This window comes from Paenibacillus hexagrammi, assembly GCF_021513275.1.
GTDB classification, from domain to species: domain Bacteria; phylum Bacillota; class Bacilli; order Paenibacillales; family NBRC-103111; genus Paenibacillus_E; species Paenibacillus_E hexagrammi.
Genome location: NZ_CP090978.1, coordinates 1,362,712 through 1,382,728, shown reverse-complemented (window position 1 = coordinate 1,382,728; position 20,017 = coordinate 1,362,712). Strand labels below are relative to the sequence as shown.

Sequence of the window (20,017 nt, the reverse complement as noted above, 5' to 3'; positions counted from 1 at the left end):
GTTGGCCGATTCATTCAGCTCGGCATAAGTCAGCTCCCTTTTCCCGGTAGACGACAGCTAAAGCGTTCGGTGTTCTCGAAACTTGAGCTTCAAACAACTCTTGTATCGTAGCAGGAGATGATTCTACGCTGCCTGCATAAACGCTTTGCAGCAACCGGACCTTCTCCTCTGGAGACAGCAGCTCCAGCTCTTGCACGGGTAGGTGCGGTTTCTTCACCATCTGTTCGAGTAAATGAACGAGCTGCCCTCTGATCGATTCGATCATGGGAATATCGTAGATACGTGCATTATACAAGAAACGGAGCATGAAGTTGTCTCCGGGAAGAACGACCACATTTAGCTGATAGTTCGTTTGCTCATGCATCTGCGTTTCGGAAAGCGTGATACCATCTGTCCCCTGCACAATGGTACCTTTCATGCTAGTTTCTACAGGATAGTTCTGGAAGACAAACAAATGCTTGATCAAATCCTGTTTATGCTCGGCTTGTGCCTGAATGTCATACAGCGGATACGTATCATAAGCACTTGAGGCTAACGCCTGTTCCTGAATTGCCTTATACAAGTCGGTCACCTTCATTCCTTCATCGGAGCGGACCCTGACCGGGATCGTGTTAATACAGAGTCCGATCATCGATTCGATGCCTTCGATTTCCGACGGACGGCCAGATACGACAGTGCCGAATACGGCTTCATTGGAATGATTGTATCTTTGCAGCAAAATCCCCCAAGCCGCCTGGAACAGCGTATTGAGTGTGAATCCACGTTCCTTGAGAGCTGTACCAATCTCGCACTCAGGTCCTCTCCAACCGGCAGAACGAGATTTTTGGCGTAATAAGGGCCGGATTCGCGGGTTTTGCCCGGAATCAGCGAGCTTTCCTGATAGCCCGACACATACTGCGTCCAATAAGATTTAGCCGATTCAACATCCTGCGTATCCAGCCATTTGACATATTCCCGAAAAGGGATAGGCTGAGGGAGCGGCGAGGAGTTCCCCTTGCTGTACGCCTCATACAATTGAAAGACTTCTCGCATTAGGATCGGCAAACACCAACCGTCGATCACGATGTGATGGAAGGTCCAGAGAATGCGGTAACGCTCATCTCCGGTTCTAAGCACCAAAAGCTTCATCAACGGATCGCACTCCAAATCGAAGCCTTGTTTCAAATACTCCACAGCCAGTTGGTCTTCATGCGTCTTACAGCCGTTTTCGTCAAAATTCCGAATGTCTTCGAAGGTAAATCCGATGTTTCTATTTTGGTAAACCAGACCTAAAGGCTGCTCGCCTGGCATTTGGAGAAAATTCATCCGAAGCGCGTCGTACCTGAGCAGCAATTCATCCCAGCAGCAGCGCAGTAATTCACAGTCCAGTCTGCCATGAAGCGTCATGCGCATTTGCTGGACGTACGCTCTGTCCCCAGGATCAGCTATCGCATGGAACAACATACCCTGCTGCAGCGGAGTCAGCGGGTAAATGTCTTCGATTTTGCCGACGGCAGCGGTTCGCTGAAGCAGCTTCTCGAGTACCGGTTCCTTGAGTCCCTTCATAAGAAGATCGCTTGGCGTCAGTTCCGGATGATCCTTGTTCGCGCAGTGGTGAACGATTTCACTCAACGAGGCTTGCAGCAACTGCCCCAGCCTCTTCACTGTATCCTGACGATACTCCTCACTGCTATATGAAATCGTCAGTTCCAATTTCCCTTGAATGATCCAACCGGAGATATCGAGGGACTGATGCTTTGTCGCATGAGGGCTTTGCGAGCTGCCCGGCTTATGAGGGGAGAGGCTGAAGCTGCCGGCCTGCTGCTCCCAATCTCCTTGACCCAGATAGTTGAAAAGAATCTCCGACTCCTCCGCCCCGTTCAACCCCTCTCCGAAAGAAGAGAGATAGCGCAAGACACCATATCCGATCCCCTTATTTGGAATCCGGCGCAGCTGTTCTTTCACCGAAATGATCCGCTGCCTCAAGCCATGAACGCCTCTCAGAGACAGCGTGACAGGATACATGCTGGTAAACCAGCCTACGGAACGGGTAATATCCAGATTTTGCCCGATAGGCTCTCTTCCGTGGCCTTCCAGTGTAATCCGTATGTCGTCCTCACCGCTCCAGTCACTTACAGCATTGGAAAGAGCCGTTAATAGAAGATCATTCGCTTCTGTACGATACGCCCTGTGAGCTGTTTTCAGAAACAGGCTCGTTTCTTCTTCCGTCCACTGCAAGCTAAGAGATTGATCGTGTCGCTTGGGTAGTCCGTCCTGGGCAAAGTCTTTTGGCAACTTGGCGACCGGCTTTCGCATCTCGTCGCGCCAGTAATCAAGCTCCCGCCTAAGCTGCTCAGAACCGGCATAGTTGGTAATTCCTTGTGCCCAAGCCTGAAAGGAGTCCGTTTTGGCGGGGAGGGCGATGTCCTTGCCCTGCAGCGCCTGAGCATAAGCGCTCTGCAAATCCGCCAGAAGAATCCTCCACGACACGCCGTCAACCGCAGCGTGATGAATTACGAGGAGCAGATGATCTCCGTCCTTGCACTGAAACACTCCAAGCTTGAATAGCGGGCCTCGTTCCAGATCGATACTGCTCTGAATCCGATTGGCGTTTTCTTCGATCGCTCCCGCCACATCCAAGATGTCCCGCAAATCAAAGATGGCAAGCTCATATCGTTCACCGTCATCAATGCTTCTGTTCCACAATTTGTGGCTTCCGTCGGTAGAACGGATGATAAGACGAAGTGCATCATGATGAGCGGCCAACTTTTCCGCCGCTTGTCGAAGCGCAGACTCATCGAACCTGCCGCTGTGAAATAGCATGACGCTCTGATTGAAATGATGAATGTCCTTCTGACTAGACAAAAACCACTTGAAAATCGGCGTTAAAGGAATGCTGCCCTGGATCTCCCCCTGATCGGCAGTAACGGAGGTCGGCTCGAGACAAAGACTCATCTCTGCGACCGTCGGATTGCGGAAAATATCCGTCAGCTTTAGCTTATATCCTGCCTGATGCAGCCTGGCTGCGATCTGGATAGACTTGATTGAATCTCCGCCCAAATCGAAGAAGTGATGAGATGCGCCAACCCCTTTGGCAGCCAATACTTCCTCCCAAATCTTCGCTAGCAGCTTTTCCTCAGGAGTACGAGGAGGGACGTATTCGTCTCGATTCATTTCCTGCGGGTCAGGCGCGGGAAGTGCCTTGCGGTCGATTTTACCGCTCATATTCAGCGGCAGCTTAGGCAGCTGCAGCAGAAAGGATGGCACCATATAATGTGGCAGCATACCGGATAATTGACTGCGCAGCTCGCTCGGGCTGATAGCACGCTCCGCTGTATAATACGCGCACAACTGATTATGACCGTCGCCCCCCTGCACGGATACGGCGACTGCGACCGCTTCACGAATGCCGCCGATTTGCAGCAGTTTCGCTTCTAGCTCGCCGAGCTCGATGCGGAAACCGCGGATTTTGACCTGATCGTCCACACGGCCCATGTATTCGATGGAACCATCAGAATGCCTTCTGGCCAAATCGCCTGTTCGATACATCCGTTCTCCCGGAAAATACGGGTGAGGCACGAACTTCTCCGCCGTCAGCTCCGGGCGATTCAGATAACCCCGGGCAAGCCCTAATCCGCTTAAGCATAGCTCCCCGGACACACCTATGGGCTGAATCTGCATTCGACTATCGAGAATACAAGCCTGCACCCCTGCAATCGGCTTGCCAATTGTAACCCGTTCCCCAGGCTTCATGCCGCCATTTAGGGTAGCGGTAGCCAGTACGCTGTTCTCCGTCGGACCGTACTCGTTGACCAGATGCACATGGCCGTGTTTCGCCAAGCTTGCCGCAACCAGAGATTCCTGAGTTGCCTCCCCAGCCAAAGTTACGATTCGAAGCCTACTCCAAGCTCCTGGTTCCGACTGATCAAGCAGCGCCCGGTACAAGGATGGCACCGAGATGAAGTGAGTGACGTTGAGGCTTGCTAGCATACCGCCAAGGGCTGTGCCGTCCCTGGCTTCGTCCTCGGACGGCTGTACCACGCAGGAGCCTGAGACTAGAGGTGTGAAGAAGCTGGCTACAAAGCCGTCGAACGCGAAGGAGAAGAGCTGCAGCGTCACATCGGAAGGGCAGAGTCCGTACCTCGCTTTTCTCCACTCCAGCATGTTGGCGACTCCGCCATGCTGCACCTCTACCGCTTTGGGCTGTCCTGTGGAACCTGAAGTATAGATGATGTAAGCCAGCGAGTTGGAAGCTGCCGGAGCATGCACACCGAGGAGAGGAAGTTTAGCAACCTCAGCTTCATCAGCCTCAGCCTCGTTATTTAAATAAAGAGCCGGAACACCGCTGCCGTTCAGCTTAGTTATATGACCCTGAGCAATCAGAAGCCTGGCGCCGCTGTCCACCAGCATATACTGGAGACGATCCTTCGGCAGCTTCGGATCAAGCGGCAAGTAGGCGCCGCCAGCCTTTAAAATCGCCAGCACACCGACCGCTAGCTCCAGCGACCTCTCGCACAGGAGACCAATCACGCACTCCGCCCCGACGCCTTTCTCGGTTAGAAGCGCAGCAAGCCGTTCGGCTTTGTCATTCAATTCGCGGTACGTCCAACGCTGCTCTGCGAAGTGGAAGGCCGTTCCATCCGGTGTCCGCTCAACTTGTTCTTCGAAGAGACGATGAATTGTCGCGGGCGGCATAGCCTGGAGCTGTGATAGTGTACATTCCTTGAGCAGTCCTTCTTTCTCCGATGCCGGAAGCATATCAAGCCATCCGATCTCATTGTTCGGATTAGACGCTGCTTCTTCTAGCAACACCTTCCAATATTCAGCCCAGCGTTCTATCGTCGAACGATCGAACAGCGCAGAAGCGTATTCCAGCGAGCAATCCAGACCTTCTTTACGTTCCGTCACCGTCAGCGTTATATCGAATTTGGCAGCAGCCAGATCGTAGGCGTACTGCCTGATCCGTAGACCGTCCAGCTCCAGCTCGGTGCTCTCCATATTCTGCAGTACCAGCATGGCATCGAAGAGCGGGTTGCGGCTCAAGTCCCGATTGACGCCCAAATGCTCCACCAATTCCTCGAATGGGCAATCCCCGTGATCGAACCCGGACAAAGCCGTTTCCTTCACCTCGTGAAGATAAGCTGCGAACGTCTTCCCGGCTTCCGGCTGCATACGCAGCGGGAGCGTGTTGACGAACATACCGATGACACCCTCCAGCTCCGCATGCGATCTTCCCGCTACTGGCGTACCGACGACGATATCCTCCTGTCCGCTCAGCTTGGAAAGCAGGATACTGAAAGTTGCGAGCAGCACCATGTAGAGCGTTGCCCCTTGTTCTTGCGCAAGCTTATGTAATCGCGCAGCTTCTTCTCCAGAGATCGAGAAGCGGATCGACTCCCCATCGTAGCTGCGCTTCGCCGGCCGCGGACGGTCTTCCGGCAGCGAAAGCACAGGCAGATCACCCGTGAGCTTGTTCTGCCAATAGCTCATTTGCTTGCGGTAATCCTCGCTATGCAGGAACGCCTGCTGCCATACAGCGTAATCCTTGTATTGGATGCGTACCTCATCTAACTCCATTCCCGCGTACAGTCTTGCGAGCTCTGAGGTAATCGTGGCCACCGACACCCCGTCAGACACAATGTGATGCATGTCGATCAGCAGCAGGTGCCGATTCTCCTCCAACCGGACCAGTCCCACCCGCAGCAAGGGTGCCTGACTAAGGTCAAACGGTCGGATAAATCTTCGGAAAAGTCGCTCTGCGGACTCTTTCTCCGAAGCCGGAAATAATGGTTGTGTTTGCAGTTGCTGTGCCTGTGTCTCCTCTGGAGCCGGCATCAGATCCTGTATCGGCTGTTGAATTATCTCCAACTCCAGCTCTACCTTATCATGCACAACTTGAACCGGTTTGCCGTTCACTTCTTGGAACGAAGTTCGCAGCGCATCGTGGCGCACGGCCAAGGCTCGGAAGGCTTCCGCCAGCCGTTCCGTTCGAAGCTCACCTTCGAGCAGCAATGCAGCAGGCATATTATAGCTGACGGATGTGCCGACTCCTTCCAGTTGCTGCAGCACATACATCCTCATTTGTGCAGAGGATAGCGGATAATAAGGAGCTGCAGGTGTCAGAGGAATAGAGGCATACGAGCTGGTTCCGCTAAGCTCCACGAATTTCGCCATCTCCTCCAGAACGGAGTGATTGAACACATCCCGCACGGTAATTGCGGCGCCGAGTGCCTGATTCATCCTAGAAACCAGCGTCATTGCTTTAAGCGAATGACCGCCAAGCGCGAAAAAATGATCCCGCAAGCCGACCTGCGGAACATCCAACACCTCCTGCCAGATTGCCGCGAGCTGACGCTCGACGATGGTGCATGGCGGCACGTATTCTCCCTTATCTTGATGCACCAGCGATTGGGGAAGACTTCTGCGATCCACCTTGCCACTGGCCGTCATCGGCAGCTGTTCCATGCCGATGAACTGCGACGGAATCATATAATCCGGCAGTACCGCCGAAAGCTTCACGCGCAATTCTGCTGCGGAAAAAATGCGGTCCGCCGAATAATAAGCATATAACCTGTTGTGTTCATCCACTTCCCGGACTACCGCTGCGGCCTGCCGGATGCCCGCTACCTCCAACAGCCGTGCTTCTACTTCCCCGAGCTCGATGCGGAAGCCGCGGATTTTCACCTGGTCGTCGATCCGGCCCAGGTATTCGATTGAACCGTCAGGCAGCCATCTAGCCACGTCGCCCGTCCGGTACATCCGCTCACTCGGAACGAGCGGATGCGGTACGAACTTCTCCGCCGTCAGATCCGGCCGGTTCCGGTACCCACGGGCAAGGCCTCGCCCGCCCAAGCAGAGCACTCCCGCCACTCCGATCGGCTGCATCCGCTGCCGATCATCCAATATGCAGACATGCACCCCGGCAATCGGCTTACCGATGGTGACCCGCTTCCCAGGCTGTAAGCCCAAGAGTGTGGCCGTGGCAAGTACACTGTTCTCCGTCGGACCGTACTCGTTAACAAGCTCCACCAGGGGATGTTTGGCTGCGCTTGCCGCAATCAAAGAAGGCTGGGAAGCCTCTCCTGCCAGCGTCACGCTTCGAAGTGTGTCCCACTCTCCCGGCTTCGACTGCTCAAGAAGCAATCTATACAAAGATGGCACTGAGATCAAGTGGGTGACCTTGTAGTCGCGCAGCATGCGGCAAAGCGCTTCAGCGTCTCTGACCTCTTCCTCGGATGGCTGTACCACGCAAGAGCCTGAAATCAAAGGCGTGAAGAAGCTAGCCACAAAGCCGTCAAACGCGAAAGAGAAGAGCTGCAAGGCCCTATCGGAAGGTCCCATACCGTATCTGGCTTTTCTCCACTCCAACATATTAGCGACTCCGCCATGCTCGACCTCTACCGCTTTTGGCTTTCCAGTGGAACCTGAGGTGTAGATGATATAAGCCAGCGATCTGGAATCAGCGTGCTTGTATTCGCCGAATGCAGGAAGGTTGGCAGCGGTTGGCTCCTCGGCTTGAGCTTCATCATCCAAAGTAAGATGTGGGACACTCCCATCAATGGCCGTTACCTGTGATTGTGCGATGACAAGACGAGCACCGCTATCTTCCACCATGTACTGAAGCCTCTCCATAGGCAGTGCCGGATCGAGAGGTACATAGGCGCCGCCTGCTTTTAAGATCGCCAGCACACCGACTGCCATTTGCAGCGATCTCTCGCACAGTAGACCGACGACAGACTCCGCCCCTATGCCTTTCCTGATTAGCAGCGCTGCCAACAAATCAGCTTTGGTATTTAGTTCGCGGTACGTCCATCTTTTATCTCCGAAGAGAAAGGCCGTTCCATCAGGCGTCGACTCGACTTGCTTTTCAAAGAGATGATGAATCGTGGTCTGCGGAATGTCGGGAACATCGGGTTTGGCATCAGCATATAGCTTGAATGGATCGTTATTCCACTCCTGAATCTGCCTTCGGTCTTCATCAGACAAAATCTCAACATCCTTGACTGTAAGGCCGCATTCGCAGACCACTTGATCGATGATGGATTGCAGTCTTTCATGGATAAGATCCATATCCTGCTCCGTAAACAACTCGGTCTTGTAATCGTAAATGATTTGAAAATGCTCACCTGACATATCTACGATGTGTAGGGTCAGTGATTCCTGCTGAAACCCGCTTGAATACCACCGCGTAACAATAGGAATTCCATTGAGTCTGTCAGCAACAGCATGATTCAAATAGTTGATCCCGTAGTGGGACAATTGATTCAAGGAGGGATCGTTTTTTCTAAGAGAGGGAACCAGGAGATCGAAAGGATATTTCTGATGAAAATAACATCGTTTGAGCTCAGCGGACACCTGTTCAAAACATTTGCTGACAGGCTCATCCGAGCTGATCTTGAGCCTAGTAGGCATCGTGCTTGTACACATGCCAAACAAATCGCGCTCTTCCCGTCCCGAACGGTTGAATACAGGAGTGACTAGCACGAGGTCGCTGCATTGCTCCACTCTGCTCAGATAGATATAGAACACCGTCATGAAAAAAGCATGCTGCGATATCCCTTTCTTTTGGACGAAACTACGAACAGCTCCCTCCCTCGTTTTATCCAACGCGATGGTCTTTCTTGCCGCTTCTAAGGTTGGATGTTGAGTCGGCCAGTTCTCTGGCAGCGTCTGGAATGTATCCATCCAGAATCTCTCGTTTTTGCTAAAACGCTTTGAAGCCAAATACTCCTGTTCCCTTTCCATGTAACGGAGGTACGATCCCGTAGGAATACGTTCCGGGGACTTGAATGTATCTCCTCCCTCTTCCTCCATCTGTCTGATATATTCGTTCCATACGAAATCGAGGAACACAGCCGAGGACCATCCGTCTGCCATTATGTGATGAAATTTTGCGATGAGCCCGCTTCGCTCACCGATTTGGTACAAATAAATTTTGTATAATGCACACTCCACTCTCTTTATTTGGAAATCTTCTTTGCGTGCTATCAGCTCCTCTAGGCTTGATTGAGATTCCAACGTAAGGGTCTCAATAGATTCATAATCATTTCCGTCATGGTAAAATTGGCAAACTTCATCATGAACGCGCGTTAATCGTAGGCAAAAGGAATCTTGCTGCTGGATAAAACAGCGAATGACCTTCTCCATTACAGTGAAATTGATAACTTGTTCAGTCTCACTGCTAACCATAATCCGATTCAAGTCCGTCTGTGGATACAATTGTTCCGTGTACCAAATTCTACGCTGTGCATGAGTGAGGGGATAAACTACGGTTTGTTTCATGGGGGGCATCTAACCTAGCACATCCTTTTTCGTCGTTTTCGTCTTCTCTTGAGGAGACGGATACTGCCTCTGTTCTGCAAACCAGGTAATAATGGTTTTACAGCTTAAAATAATGTAACACGCTTCCAAAACATTTTTAATATGTAAATATAACTAAAATCATTCAACGATTTTTACCAAACATGAGTTATGCACCTCGTGGTAACACTTGGTAATTTTGTGGTTTAGGTGTAACCCAAAGAAGCATTAAATAATGCTGTGGCCAAAATAATCGAATAAGTCTTGCAAAACGTTTCACTTCTATGTCAAAATCAACGTAGATTCGCTCATGACCTTTGTAGGTTCTTTTGCGAGTTTGGCAACGAGTGTGGAAAAGGCTGCGGACCATTTCGCCGTGGGTGCAGCCTTCATCTCCACTCGTTTTTTCTTTGTTCATTTCAAATAAGGCAACGCCCAGCAAGGTCTCCGCTGTAAATAATAGCTCGAAGTGGGCATGGTGATGCGCTTCGGATTCGGAGTGGCACTTTTCAAAAGCCAGTTCCTGCTTAGCAGTTCGAAAAAACACCTCAATACGCCAGCGTTTCACATACGTCTGTGTAGCTTCCTTCGGTGCATCGTAGCGGTTACTAATGAGAAGATAAGCCCCTCTGTATGTAGCTGGGGATTCGTCATCTTCCGTAGATTCTACATGTATCGAGAGTTCGTCTTCCTTTAAACGCATGGCGGCAACAGCGGCAATCTGAACATATCTTTGTTTGGTGACTTGTTTTCCTTTACGATTGGTTACGGTATAGGGCTGTTTCATATAGATATCTGGAATTGCGATGGATACCAGACCTGATGTTCTGTGACTTGTTAGCTTCTTAAACACTTCTCGAATAAGCATATTGGGAGTCAACGGTACGTAACGCTCTCTTCGAGTAAGAGGCTCGATTTCCCTTCGAAATAAAGCCGTATTTCGCTTGGCTTTGGTTACCCAATCAAACTGATTTGACTCCAGGAACACGAAAAAATCCTTACACAAATACCAACGGTCCATGGCTACCCATAATCGGCATTTCACGGATTCACGCAGCATCAAGAGCATTTGCTTGGCGAGATCCAACTTCGTAAGACCCTCACCTTTGGTTTCAGGTTTATGCCAAATCGAATAGAACAAGGGATACTCTAGCCCACTTTGTAAGACAGCTTGAATGACAACCAAATTCATCGCCCATGAATATGTTTTCGTAGAATGATCAAAAAGCCATGATAAAAAAGGGAGTTGTTTAGCATACGGATGCGCACAATGCGTGTCATCTAGATTTATGACATCCCCTTCTTTCAGCCTTGTTTGCCCATCCTGCTGAAGGCGCTCAATTCGCTTTTTACCAAATGTTTTCCATGGAAACGAAGTCGTAAAAAAACGGCTCATGGTATACTGCGCAAGTTTCCATGGCTTAAACATAACTTTTAATAAAGAGTCCTTTTGAGCCAAATCGGCCATTTGAACAACGGAAGAGCAATTAGAAATGAGACCCACCACATAGAGAAAACATAGCAACCAGGACGGCGTTCCGCTACGCTTCATCATGCCAGACTGAGTTAAGAGGAGCGAAATATCAAACCTCTCCCAAAGGGTACGCAAGATAGGGGCGCCCGCACATTCACTCAATTGTAAATCCCGATATTTCGGTTTTTTTAACGCTTTCATTGGAAAATCACCTGTAATTTTGAAGTAACACCTTGGTTAAGGTATCCTTCGCAATTATTGTGGTGATTTTCAAAAGTCAAGTGTTTTTTTAGTTGGACGTAAGATTTTTGACATAGATTAACTACCAATAAATTACTTCAACTGCATAACTCATGTATCAAGTAAACAATAAGCCGCTTCTTCGTGACTCATCACGCGGAAGCGGCTTATTGCCAATCTTCGAATTAATCGAATTTCACTAATTTATCCACTTGAACCGGCTGACCGGTACGTAAAGATATATTACCCGCGATGCCAGTCAGAATCGACATAGCCCCGTCAACATGAGAAGCTGCGCGGTGGAAACGATCATCCGATGGCTTATCGAATATATCCCGAAGCAGAACAGGGTCTCCGCCACCATGACCGCCAACACCTTCTTCAATCTCCACTGCGTAAGGCGCCGCAAACATCGGGAATACTTTGATGGTTTTCTCCTTCAGCGCACCCTCATCTTCCTTCTTACCGCCGGAGTTTACATACGATTGCTCGACGACACGCATTTCAATTCTTCCCTTGCTGCCGTTGAAAACGACATTGAAGCCTTCCCATGGCAGGTAAGCATTGAGCGAGTAAGTGAGAATCGCTTTGTTGTTATAGCGAACCATTACGCCCATCGTATCCTCGATGTTAATTCCATCTCCAAATACGCTCTGATCGCGTTGGTAGCCGTCTTCATGCTCCGCATCGAGGTATAAGCCCTTTAGATGCTCATTTTGATCTAAATGAAGTGCAAACGGATCGTTCTTTGCGTTTTCATTGCCAGTAGCACGCTGATAGAACTGGGTAACACCGCGCTTCTCCGCATTTTCTCTGCCATAGAACATAAGACCGCCCATTGCGAATACGGTTTGCGGAGTGGAGCCGAGCCAGAAGTTGACCAAATCGAAGTGATGCGTCGACTTGTGTACAAGCAGACCGCCGCTGTTGCGCTTGTCACGATGCCATCTGCGGAAATAGTCAGCGCCATGCTGCGTGTTCAGCAGCCACTCGAAGTGAACCGAATGCACGTCGCCGATCACGCCGTCCATAATGAGCTCGCGGATCTTCGTATTATGCGGCGCATAACGATAATTGAACGTCACACGCAGGTTGCGTCCTGTTCTCTTCGTTGCATCCAGAATCTCCTGGCATTTCTCCTCATCGACCGTCATCGGCTTCTCGGAAATCACATCGCAGCCAAGCTCCATCGCTTTAATTATATAATTGTGGTGCGTACGGTCCACCGAAGTGACGATGACATAATCCGGCTTATGCTCACGAATCATCTCTTCGAACTGATCCGCTTTATACGTTGGTACTTCGTGATATCCGTATTTATTCACCAACAAACTGTTGGTGTAATCCATTCTTGTTTGGTTCACGTCGCAGATCGCGACAAGCTCTGAGGTCTCTTGAAAATCCTTCACAATCGCTCCGTAGAAAAACTCTGCACGTCCGCCTGTTCCCACCTGAACATATCGCTTTTTCATGGAATATATATTCCCCTTTCACTGATGAACTGGATTGGTTAACTGCATTTGGTATATCTCAAGATTATTACAATATTTGATCATTTTCTAATCGAATATTACCTTATTGAAGACATTCTTTGCATATATTGATATACTATACGAAACTACATGATGTATGTATACTGAGAGGTGGTCAACCCTTGAGCGGTTTTGAAATCGAACGGTTGCGCAGAGACGAACGTTTCTCCATGCCGATCCATCACTTTCACGACTTTTATGAAATGTATTATTTGTTAAACGGTAACCGTTATTATTTCATCCAAGACCGGAACTATCTCATTGAAGAAGGAAATCTCGTTTTCATTGATAAGCATAATCTGCATAGAACCCATGATGCTGGAGCGCCTCACCATGAACGGATTCTGCTCCATTTGGACGACCCCTGGTTTGATCAAGTGCAGGGCGATGACATGGCGGCGCTGCTTCGGACTCCATTTGCAAGCAAGCAGCCGGTCATCGCATTGCAGACAACGAATCGCTCCTTTGTCGAGAACATCCTTTTCAGCTTGCTGAAGGAGCAGCAAGAACGAAGACCGGGTTGGGAGCTGAACAGCCGCTCTATGCTCGTTCAACTGCTTATTTTTTGCTCTCGACTACTGAGTGAGGCCGCACCTTCTACCGAACAGCCTCATGTGCCAAACGATAAAATATTGGAAATTATCAGCTATATCAATCAGAATTTCAAAAACCGGCTTACATTAGCGCATATTTCGGAGACCTTTTACATTAGCTCGAGCTACTTCTGCCGTATTTTTAAAGAAACGAGCGGCTTCTCGTTCATCGAATATTTAAACAATATCCGGGTCCGTGAGGCCCAGAAGCTGCTTCGGGAAACCAAGCTCAAAGTGATTGATATCGCTGAGTTATCCGGCTTTGACAGCATCGCGCATTTCGGTCGTGTCTTCAAGCAAGTAACGAAGCAGACACCTCTTGAATGCCGCAAGCTGATGCGGGCGCCTAAATCATGACACAGAAAAAAGACCTGATAGCGGTTCGAGCCGCATGCTCAGGTCTTCTTCTTTTATTTAGAAACCGAAATAAGTTAATGCGTTGTTGTACGAAATACCTTGAACCAGCTGTTTCAGCAGCGCTTCGTCTTCCGGAAATTCGCCCTGCTCTACCCACTCGCCAATGATATTGCAAAGAATTCTACGGAAATACTCATGACGTGTGTAAGAGAGGAAGCTTCTGGAATCCGTCAGCATTCCTACAAAGCGTCCCAGCAGCCCAAGATTGGCCAGAGTCTTCATTTGCTGTACCATGCCGTCCTTCGTATCGTTGAACCACCATGCGGAGCCCAGCTGCATTTTACCAGGGATGCCGTCACCTTGGAAGCTGCCCATCAATGTAGCAAGAATATCGTTATCCTTCTGATTCAGGGAGTACAGAATCGTTCTTGGCAGAGTTTCGTTAAGCGCCAATTCGGAAAGCAGTCCTGTAAGTCCTGCAGCTACGGAGCTGTCGTTGATGGAATCGTAGCCCGTATCCGGTCCGATCAATTTGAACATATGAGCGTTGTTGTTACGGGATGCGTTAATATGATACTGCATCGCCCAACCCAGCTTATGATACACGCCGCCAAGGAAGACAAGCGTATAGGTCTTGAACTGCTTTTCTTCTTCCAGACTAACAGGCAAGCCTTGAAGCGCATTTTGGAAAATAACGGCTGCTTCTTCCCGTGTAACCGGTGCATAAGGAACGTAATCCAGCGCATGGTCGGACACTTTACAGCCAACGGAGTTAAAGAATTCAGCGCGGCTTTCCAATGCCTCCAAGAAACTGTCATAGCTGTTAACCGTGATGCCCGAGACCTGCTCCAATTGGCGTACCCAAGGCACAAAGGTCGGTCTGTTGATTTCAAAGCCTTTGTCCGGTCTGAACGATGGCAGCACTTGTGTGTTGAAGCCTTCGATTTCCTTGATTTTGATATGATATTCCAGTGAATCATTAGGGTCGTCCGTTGTGCAGATCACGGTTACGTTCGACTTTGTAATGAAGTCACGGGCACGCAGGTTTCCTTCCGCCAGCTTCGCATTGACTTTCTCCCAAATCACCGGAGCATTCTCTGCATTGATGATCTCATGAACGTCAAAATAGCGGCGAAGCTCCATATGCGACCAATGGTACAACGGATTTCCGATGGCCATCGGCATCGTCGACGCCCAAGCCAAGAAACGATCATAATCGCTTGCATCACCTGTAACTTTGGTTTCTTCTACGCCATTGGCGCGCATCAGTCTCCATTTATAGTGATCTCCGTACAGCCAAGCTTCCGTGATATTGGTAAATTGCTTATTTTCATAAATTTCTTTCGGACTTAGGTGACAATGGTAATCAATAATCGGCATGTCCTTCGCATATTCGTGAAAGAGTCGCACAGACGTGTCCGTTTGCAGCAAAAAGTTATCATTTAAAAAAGTTTTCATAATCCGGGCTTCCACCTTTCTGAACCTGATTGCTCGCTATTCATTGTAACCAAGTCTCCATAAAAAATCTTGTTCTTTCTTGCTTTTTTATATTTGGGAATATGCATATTTTGACTCCAAAACGTAAAATGAACTTCGCCTCTACTGTCAAACAGCGGAGGACAAAGCTCATTTCTTGCTGCGGTCTTTATTTAGAACCGTCTTTTACCCATGATAAACTTCTTGTTCGTCTTCTTTGTCGTAACCGGAACATGCTTATAGCTCCGAATCATTGGTGTCTTGCATAGCGGACATGCAGGCAATTCTTCCGTGACAAACTCTTTACGTACCCAAGCTTTGCAATCGGCCTGTTTGCACTTCCAAATCTCGATCTGCTCCAGCTCTTGCTTCTGTTCGTCTGTAGTTGAAGTAGGCATTTCTCTCATGTTCTCCCTGTTTCTCATTTCATTTTCTAGACTATTTATTATTATACAGATCAAGACGAATAGCAAGTGCCCGAGATAAATGGTTGGCCATTTGTCACAACTCGACATAATTAACCATAGGTTCATAACATAGATTTTCATCAGAAAAAGCCATCGTGTTCACATCCTGCTAAGGATCTGATCGACAGCTTTTCTTTGCTCGGGCACCGTTACAATGCCTATGTATCAAGTAGCGAGTTGTTTATCGTATCATGTCATGTGTTTCTGTTTTAAAAAATAGGAATTCTCGCTTTATTGCCATCACTGGAATATAAGATAGCTTCACTATGAAATAAGTCCACTCTTTCTAACGATTGAATCATCTTTAGCATTGTCAGCTTGTTGTTGCGCAGCGCATGAATGAGCGCCGGGATGAGCTTCTGGTCCGTGCCGATAAAATATACGGAAATTGCCTTCATGTTAAATAAGATGTTCATCTTTGCCAAAAACATCATCTCCTATCTCGTCACTATGAGTAGTGCTGGTTTTCATAGAATAGCACGGCCTCGGTAGAGAGTCAGTCGATTATCGTTGTCGTTTTTGCTCTATTTTTGACTAAAGATAGGGCACAAATCGTATGCCGACCTACAAGCGAAAATACAACAATCCCTCCTTCGCCCTTCTAGGCTTGGGAGGGATTTTATTTCCTAGGAAATGGAAAGTTTTAATCAAAATAAACCGCTTTGCCGGTTTTCGCGGATTCATAAATAGCTTCTAAAATCTCTGATACGACACAAGCCTGCTCCGGTGTTACGACCGGCTCCAGATCTTGATCAATAGCCTCGAACCATAAACGCATTTCTAGGTCAGGCGCATTCTCCTCGGTTCCGTCATAGAAGGCTACTCCGCCCGCGTTCATCTCTACATTCGTCGTGAAGAGTTTGCTGTGCTTCTCGCCGTTGATGCGCAGACCTTCCTTCATATCCGCTCCGCCCTCCGTACCGCAAAGCGTACACTTGGCTTCATCCACTTCCAGTGAGTTAAGCGCCCAGCTGGATTCCAGCATGATCGTTGCACCGTTCTTCATCGTAATCATACCGAATGCCGAATCCTCGACAGTAAACCTGGAAGGATCCCACGGCCCCCACGCATTGGCAGCATTCTCACGCTGGGACAGCTTGTGATAGGATGTCCCTAGGACAACCTTAGGCTCGTAGTTGTTCATCATCCATAACGTTAAATCGAGCGCATGTGTACCAATGTCGATGAGAGGACCTCCACCTTGCTTCTCTTCGTCCAGAAACACGCCCCATGTCGGAACGGCACGGCGGCGAATCGCATGAGCTTTCGCAAAATAAATCTCACCAAGGTCTCCTTCTTCGCACAGCTTGTGAAGGTGCTGGCTGTCGCTGCGGAAACGGTTGTTATAACCAATGGTCAGTTTCTTGCCAGTTCGCTTAGCAGCTTCCACCATTCTTCTAGCGTCGGAGGCTGTCTTCGCCATCGGCTTCTCGCACATGACATGTTTTCCTGCTTCAAGTGCTGCAATTGTGATCTCAGCGTGGGAGTCATTCGGTGTGCACACATGCACAACGTCTATGGAGCCGTCTTTCAGCAACTCGCGGTAATCTTCATATACACTCGTTTCTCCCTTGCCGTACTTACCGGCCGCATCGTGCGCTCGATCCGGAATGATGTCGCAGAACGCGACCATTTCAACATGCTCCAGTTTTTGCAGGCTGGGCATATGCTTGCCGTTGGCGATACCGCCACAGCCAATAATGGCTACCCGATAGGTGTTAGACATCTATAGTTCCTCCTTGGTTATGTACATAAAAGTCGGTTTGTTATGATCATTTACCTTGTACAACCAAAGTATAACAAAATCGAAAAAAAGAATATTTCAGATCTGGCGCAAGTTGTATGCGATTGTGTCATTTCTGTCCATGCAACGTCAGAGAAACAAAAATGAGCCCGGGCCGCCTTCCTCTCAGCAGCCCCAGGCTCATTATTTTTTGACAAGATTCGCAATCAATTTATATCCAACGCCTCGGATTGAATCAATCTGTACCGATTGCTGATTCATTTCCAGCTTTTTGCGCAGCGAGCTTACATGCACGTCTACGGTACGCTGACCTCCGATATAGTCAAATCCCCACACGATATTCATCAGATCATCCCTGGTCACGACAACACCTGGACGCTGAACCAGATAGAGCAGCACCTCGAACTCTTTGGGACGAAGAGGGATCGACTCACCACCCAGCACCACTTCATACTTTTCCGGATATATATACAATTCTCCAGCCTGAATGACCTTCTCGGACGACTTCGCCCCCCCTGCTGAAGGATCTTCAGACTGGGTTCTGCGCAGTACAGCGGATACGCGGGCTAACAGCTCTGCGACGCCGAACGGCTTCGTAATATAATCATCAGCTCCATGCTTCAGGCCTTGAACCACTTCCTCTTCCGCATTCCGTGCGGTCAAAATGATAACCGGCGTCGTGCTGCCCTTTTGCCGAAGCTTCTGAAGCACCTCAAAGCCGTTTAAACCCGGCAGCATAATATCTAATACAATCAGATCGTAAGACTGCTGCAGCGCCTCTTGAAGCCCATCTCCCCCATGATCGACAACTTTCGTATGATAGCCTTCCTGCGTAAGATTGTACGAGAGTAATCGGGCCAAGGTCGGTTCATCTTCAATTACCAAAATTTTTTGAGCCATGGGATCCCCCGGATTTACAGAATATTAATACTCTATATGTACATGTTAGCACTAGAATGTAAAGAGATTGTAAAGTTTTTATCAATTCGATGTAAATTAGTGGATAACGGGAAGCTCGATAATAAACTTGGTTCCGAGTCCAACCTCGCTATCCACACGGATGTTCCCTTTGTGAAGCTCCACAAGATGCTTAACAATGGACAAGCCAAGTCCCGTACCTCCTGAGCTTCTAGATCTTGCCTTGTCTACACGGTAAAACCTCTCAAAGATGCGAGGCAGGTCTTTTTTCGGAATCCCGATGCCTGTATCGGAGACGATAAAGCGAAGCCGTTCATAATCCCCTTGGGCATTCAAATCGAGCGGTTCCACCTTAATCCTCACCTTGCCGCCTTCCTGTGTGTAGCTAATGCCGTTGGAAAGCAGATTGATAAAAATTTGTCTAAGCCTGTCTTCGTCAGCCTCCAGGTAAATATCATCCTCCACCTGCACGTTAAGCTCTATGTTCTTCTTCTCCGCCTCCGTGCGGACAACGTTAACGGTACGATCTAAAAATTCAGGCACATAAACAGGTGAAAAATTCATTGGAATCCGCTTGGATTCTATCTTGGAAAGCTCCAGAATATCGCCGATCAGACGATTCAGGCGTTCACTTTCATCGAAAATAATATGAAGAAACGATTCTGCAGTATCCCGATCGTTCAGGGCCCCGGCCAGCAAAGTCTCGGCAAAGCCCTTGACCGCTGCAATCGGTGTTTTCAACTCATGGGACACGTTCGCCACAAACTCGCTTCGCATTCTCTCCAGTCTTCGCACCGCCGTGATATCGTGAAGCACGATCAGAACGCCTGCCCACTCTTCTTCCTCATGAGAGACCGGATTAATCGTGAGCTCCAATATCCGCTCCGAAGGGTAATAGAAGATGATTTCCTCCCGAATCGCTTCCTTAGTCTCGATGCATTCCTGAATCAGCTTCGTAAACTCATATTGCTGCTTCGCTTCCGTGTATTTTTTACCGAGGAGCTCTTGTGAAGTAAAGCCCAGTAAATATTCGGCCGACGGATTAAGCAGCACAATATGCTGGGAGCGGTCGATCATCATGATCCCGCTCATCATGTTTTCCAGAACGCCCTGAAGCCTGCGCTCATTCTCTTTAATGTGTTCCATTTGCTGCTGCAGGCTGTCCGACATCCGGTTAATTGCCTGTCCCAGCTGGCCAACCTCATCCTTACCCAAGGACGGCACACGCGCTTTATAATTCATATTCGTAATTTGCATGGCAACCTTGGTCATTTTCTCAATCGGTCTGGTGATTCCTCTAGCAATCCGGTAGCTCACACCACCGACAACAACAAAGAGAATTCCCAGGCCCGCAATCAGAAAATACCATAGGCTTCGAATCGAAGACTCCACCTGCTCCAAGCTTAAGGCAATCCGGAGGTACCCGGTGATTTCTGAGCCGTTTTGTAACGGAATAGCTGCATAAAGCATGTTTTGCTTCAAAGTCGCACTATATCGCGTAATGTAGCCGATGAATCCGGTTCTGGCTGCATCCTCTACCTCGGGGCGGTGGCGGTGATTGTCCATCTTGGCAGGATCCTCGTCCGAATCCCCCAAAACGAGACCGTCTGAGCGAATATAGGTCAACCTAGCCTTGGAGCTCATCTTGATCTTATGAGCTTGCTCCGTATAGTACCGGGTAAGCTCCTGCTCGCTGCCCGTCCGGTTCCAATCACCCATGGATTGTATTAAGCCAAGCTCACGCTGCATATTCTCCTTGAGCGCCTCAATATGCGAATCTTCAAGCACCTTCGCCATGAACAAGCCTGCAATTAGCACGGAGCAGCCAACCAGCAGGAGTAAGATTAACGTTAATTTTGCACGGAATTTGAGCATCCGCTTTGGACCTCCTATCGGACTAAAGAGCCTAAGATTTCCATAAGAAAAAGGGCTACTCT

9 protein-coding genes and 1 pseudogene are annotated in these 20,017 nt (G+C 49.0%); 1 reads left to right on the top strand and 9 read right to left on the bottom strand.

The window, feature by feature from the left end:
* Positions 1-10: 10 nt before the first annotated feature.
* The 3 genes and pseudogenes from L0M14_RS06205 to L0M14_RS06195 all read right to left on the bottom strand — a co-directional run bounded on the left by L0M14_RS06205 (position 11) and on the right by L0M14_RS06195 (position 12,465).
* Positions 11-9,261: pseudogene (locus L0M14_RS06205) on the bottom strand (amino acid adenylation domain-containing protein).
* Positions 9,262-9,448: 187 nt separating this feature from the next.
* A complete protein-coding gene (locus L0M14_RS06200; RefSeq protein WP_235118066.1) occupies positions 9,449-10,954 on the bottom strand; it encodes a transposase in 1,506 nt (501 codons plus the stop codon).
* Positions 10,955-11,178: 224 nt separating this feature from the next.
* Positions 11,179-12,465, bottom strand: a complete 1,287-nt coding sequence (locus L0M14_RS06195; RefSeq protein WP_235121326.1) for a Gfo/Idh/MocA family protein — start codon at positions 12,463-12,465, stop codon at positions 11,179-11,181.
* Between the two features lie 182 nt (positions 12,466-12,647).
* Between L0M14_RS06195 and L0M14_RS06190 the strand changes: the two genes are divergently transcribed.
* Positions 12,648-13,475 (top strand): helix-turn-helix domain-containing protein, encoded by an 828-nt coding sequence (locus L0M14_RS06190; protein WP_235121325.1) that lies wholly within the window; start codon positions 12,648-12,650, stop codon positions 13,473-13,475.
* Positions 13,476-13,532: 57 nt separating this feature from the next.
* Here L0M14_RS06190 and uxaC read toward each other — a convergent pair whose 3' ends face one another.
* From uxaC to pnpS, 6 genes are all read right to left on the bottom strand, one after another.
* Positions 13,533-14,933 carry a glucuronate isomerase gene (uxaC, locus tag L0M14_RS06185; RefSeq protein WP_235121324.1) on the bottom strand — a complete coding sequence of 467 codons (1,401 nt, stop codon included), beginning with the start codon at positions 14,931-14,933 and terminating at the stop codon, positions 13,533-13,535.
* Positions 14,934-15,124: 191 nt separating this feature from the next.
* On the bottom strand, positions 15,125-15,349 hold the full coding sequence (locus L0M14_RS06180; RefSeq protein ID WP_235121323.1) for a cold-inducible protein YdjO-related protein: 225 nt from the start codon (positions 15,347-15,349) through the stop codon (positions 15,125-15,127).
* 278 nt (positions 15,350-15,627) lie between these two features.
* Positions 15,628-15,843, bottom strand: a complete 216-nt coding sequence (locus L0M14_RS06175; RefSeq protein ID WP_235121322.1) for a hypothetical protein — start codon at positions 15,841-15,843, stop codon at positions 15,628-15,630.
* A gap of 218 nt (positions 15,844-16,061) precedes the next feature.
* A complete protein-coding gene (locus tag L0M14_RS06170; RefSeq protein ID WP_235121321.1) occupies positions 16,062-17,144 on the bottom strand; it encodes a Gfo/Idh/MocA family protein in 1,083 nt (360 codons plus the stop codon).
* A 201-nt stretch (positions 17,145-17,345) separates the two neighbouring features.
* Positions 17,346-18,062, bottom strand: a complete 717-nt coding sequence (locus tag L0M14_RS06165; protein ID WP_235121320.1) for a response regulator transcription factor — start codon at positions 18,060-18,062, stop codon at positions 17,346-17,348.
* Between the two features lie 96 nt (positions 18,063-18,158).
* Positions 18,159-19,955, bottom strand: coding sequence for a two-component system histidine kinase PnpS (pnpS, locus tag L0M14_RS06160; RefSeq protein WP_235121319.1), 1,797 nt, complete (start codon positions 19,953-19,955; stop codon positions 18,159-18,161).
* Between the last annotated feature and the right edge of the window lie 62 nt (positions 19,956-20,017).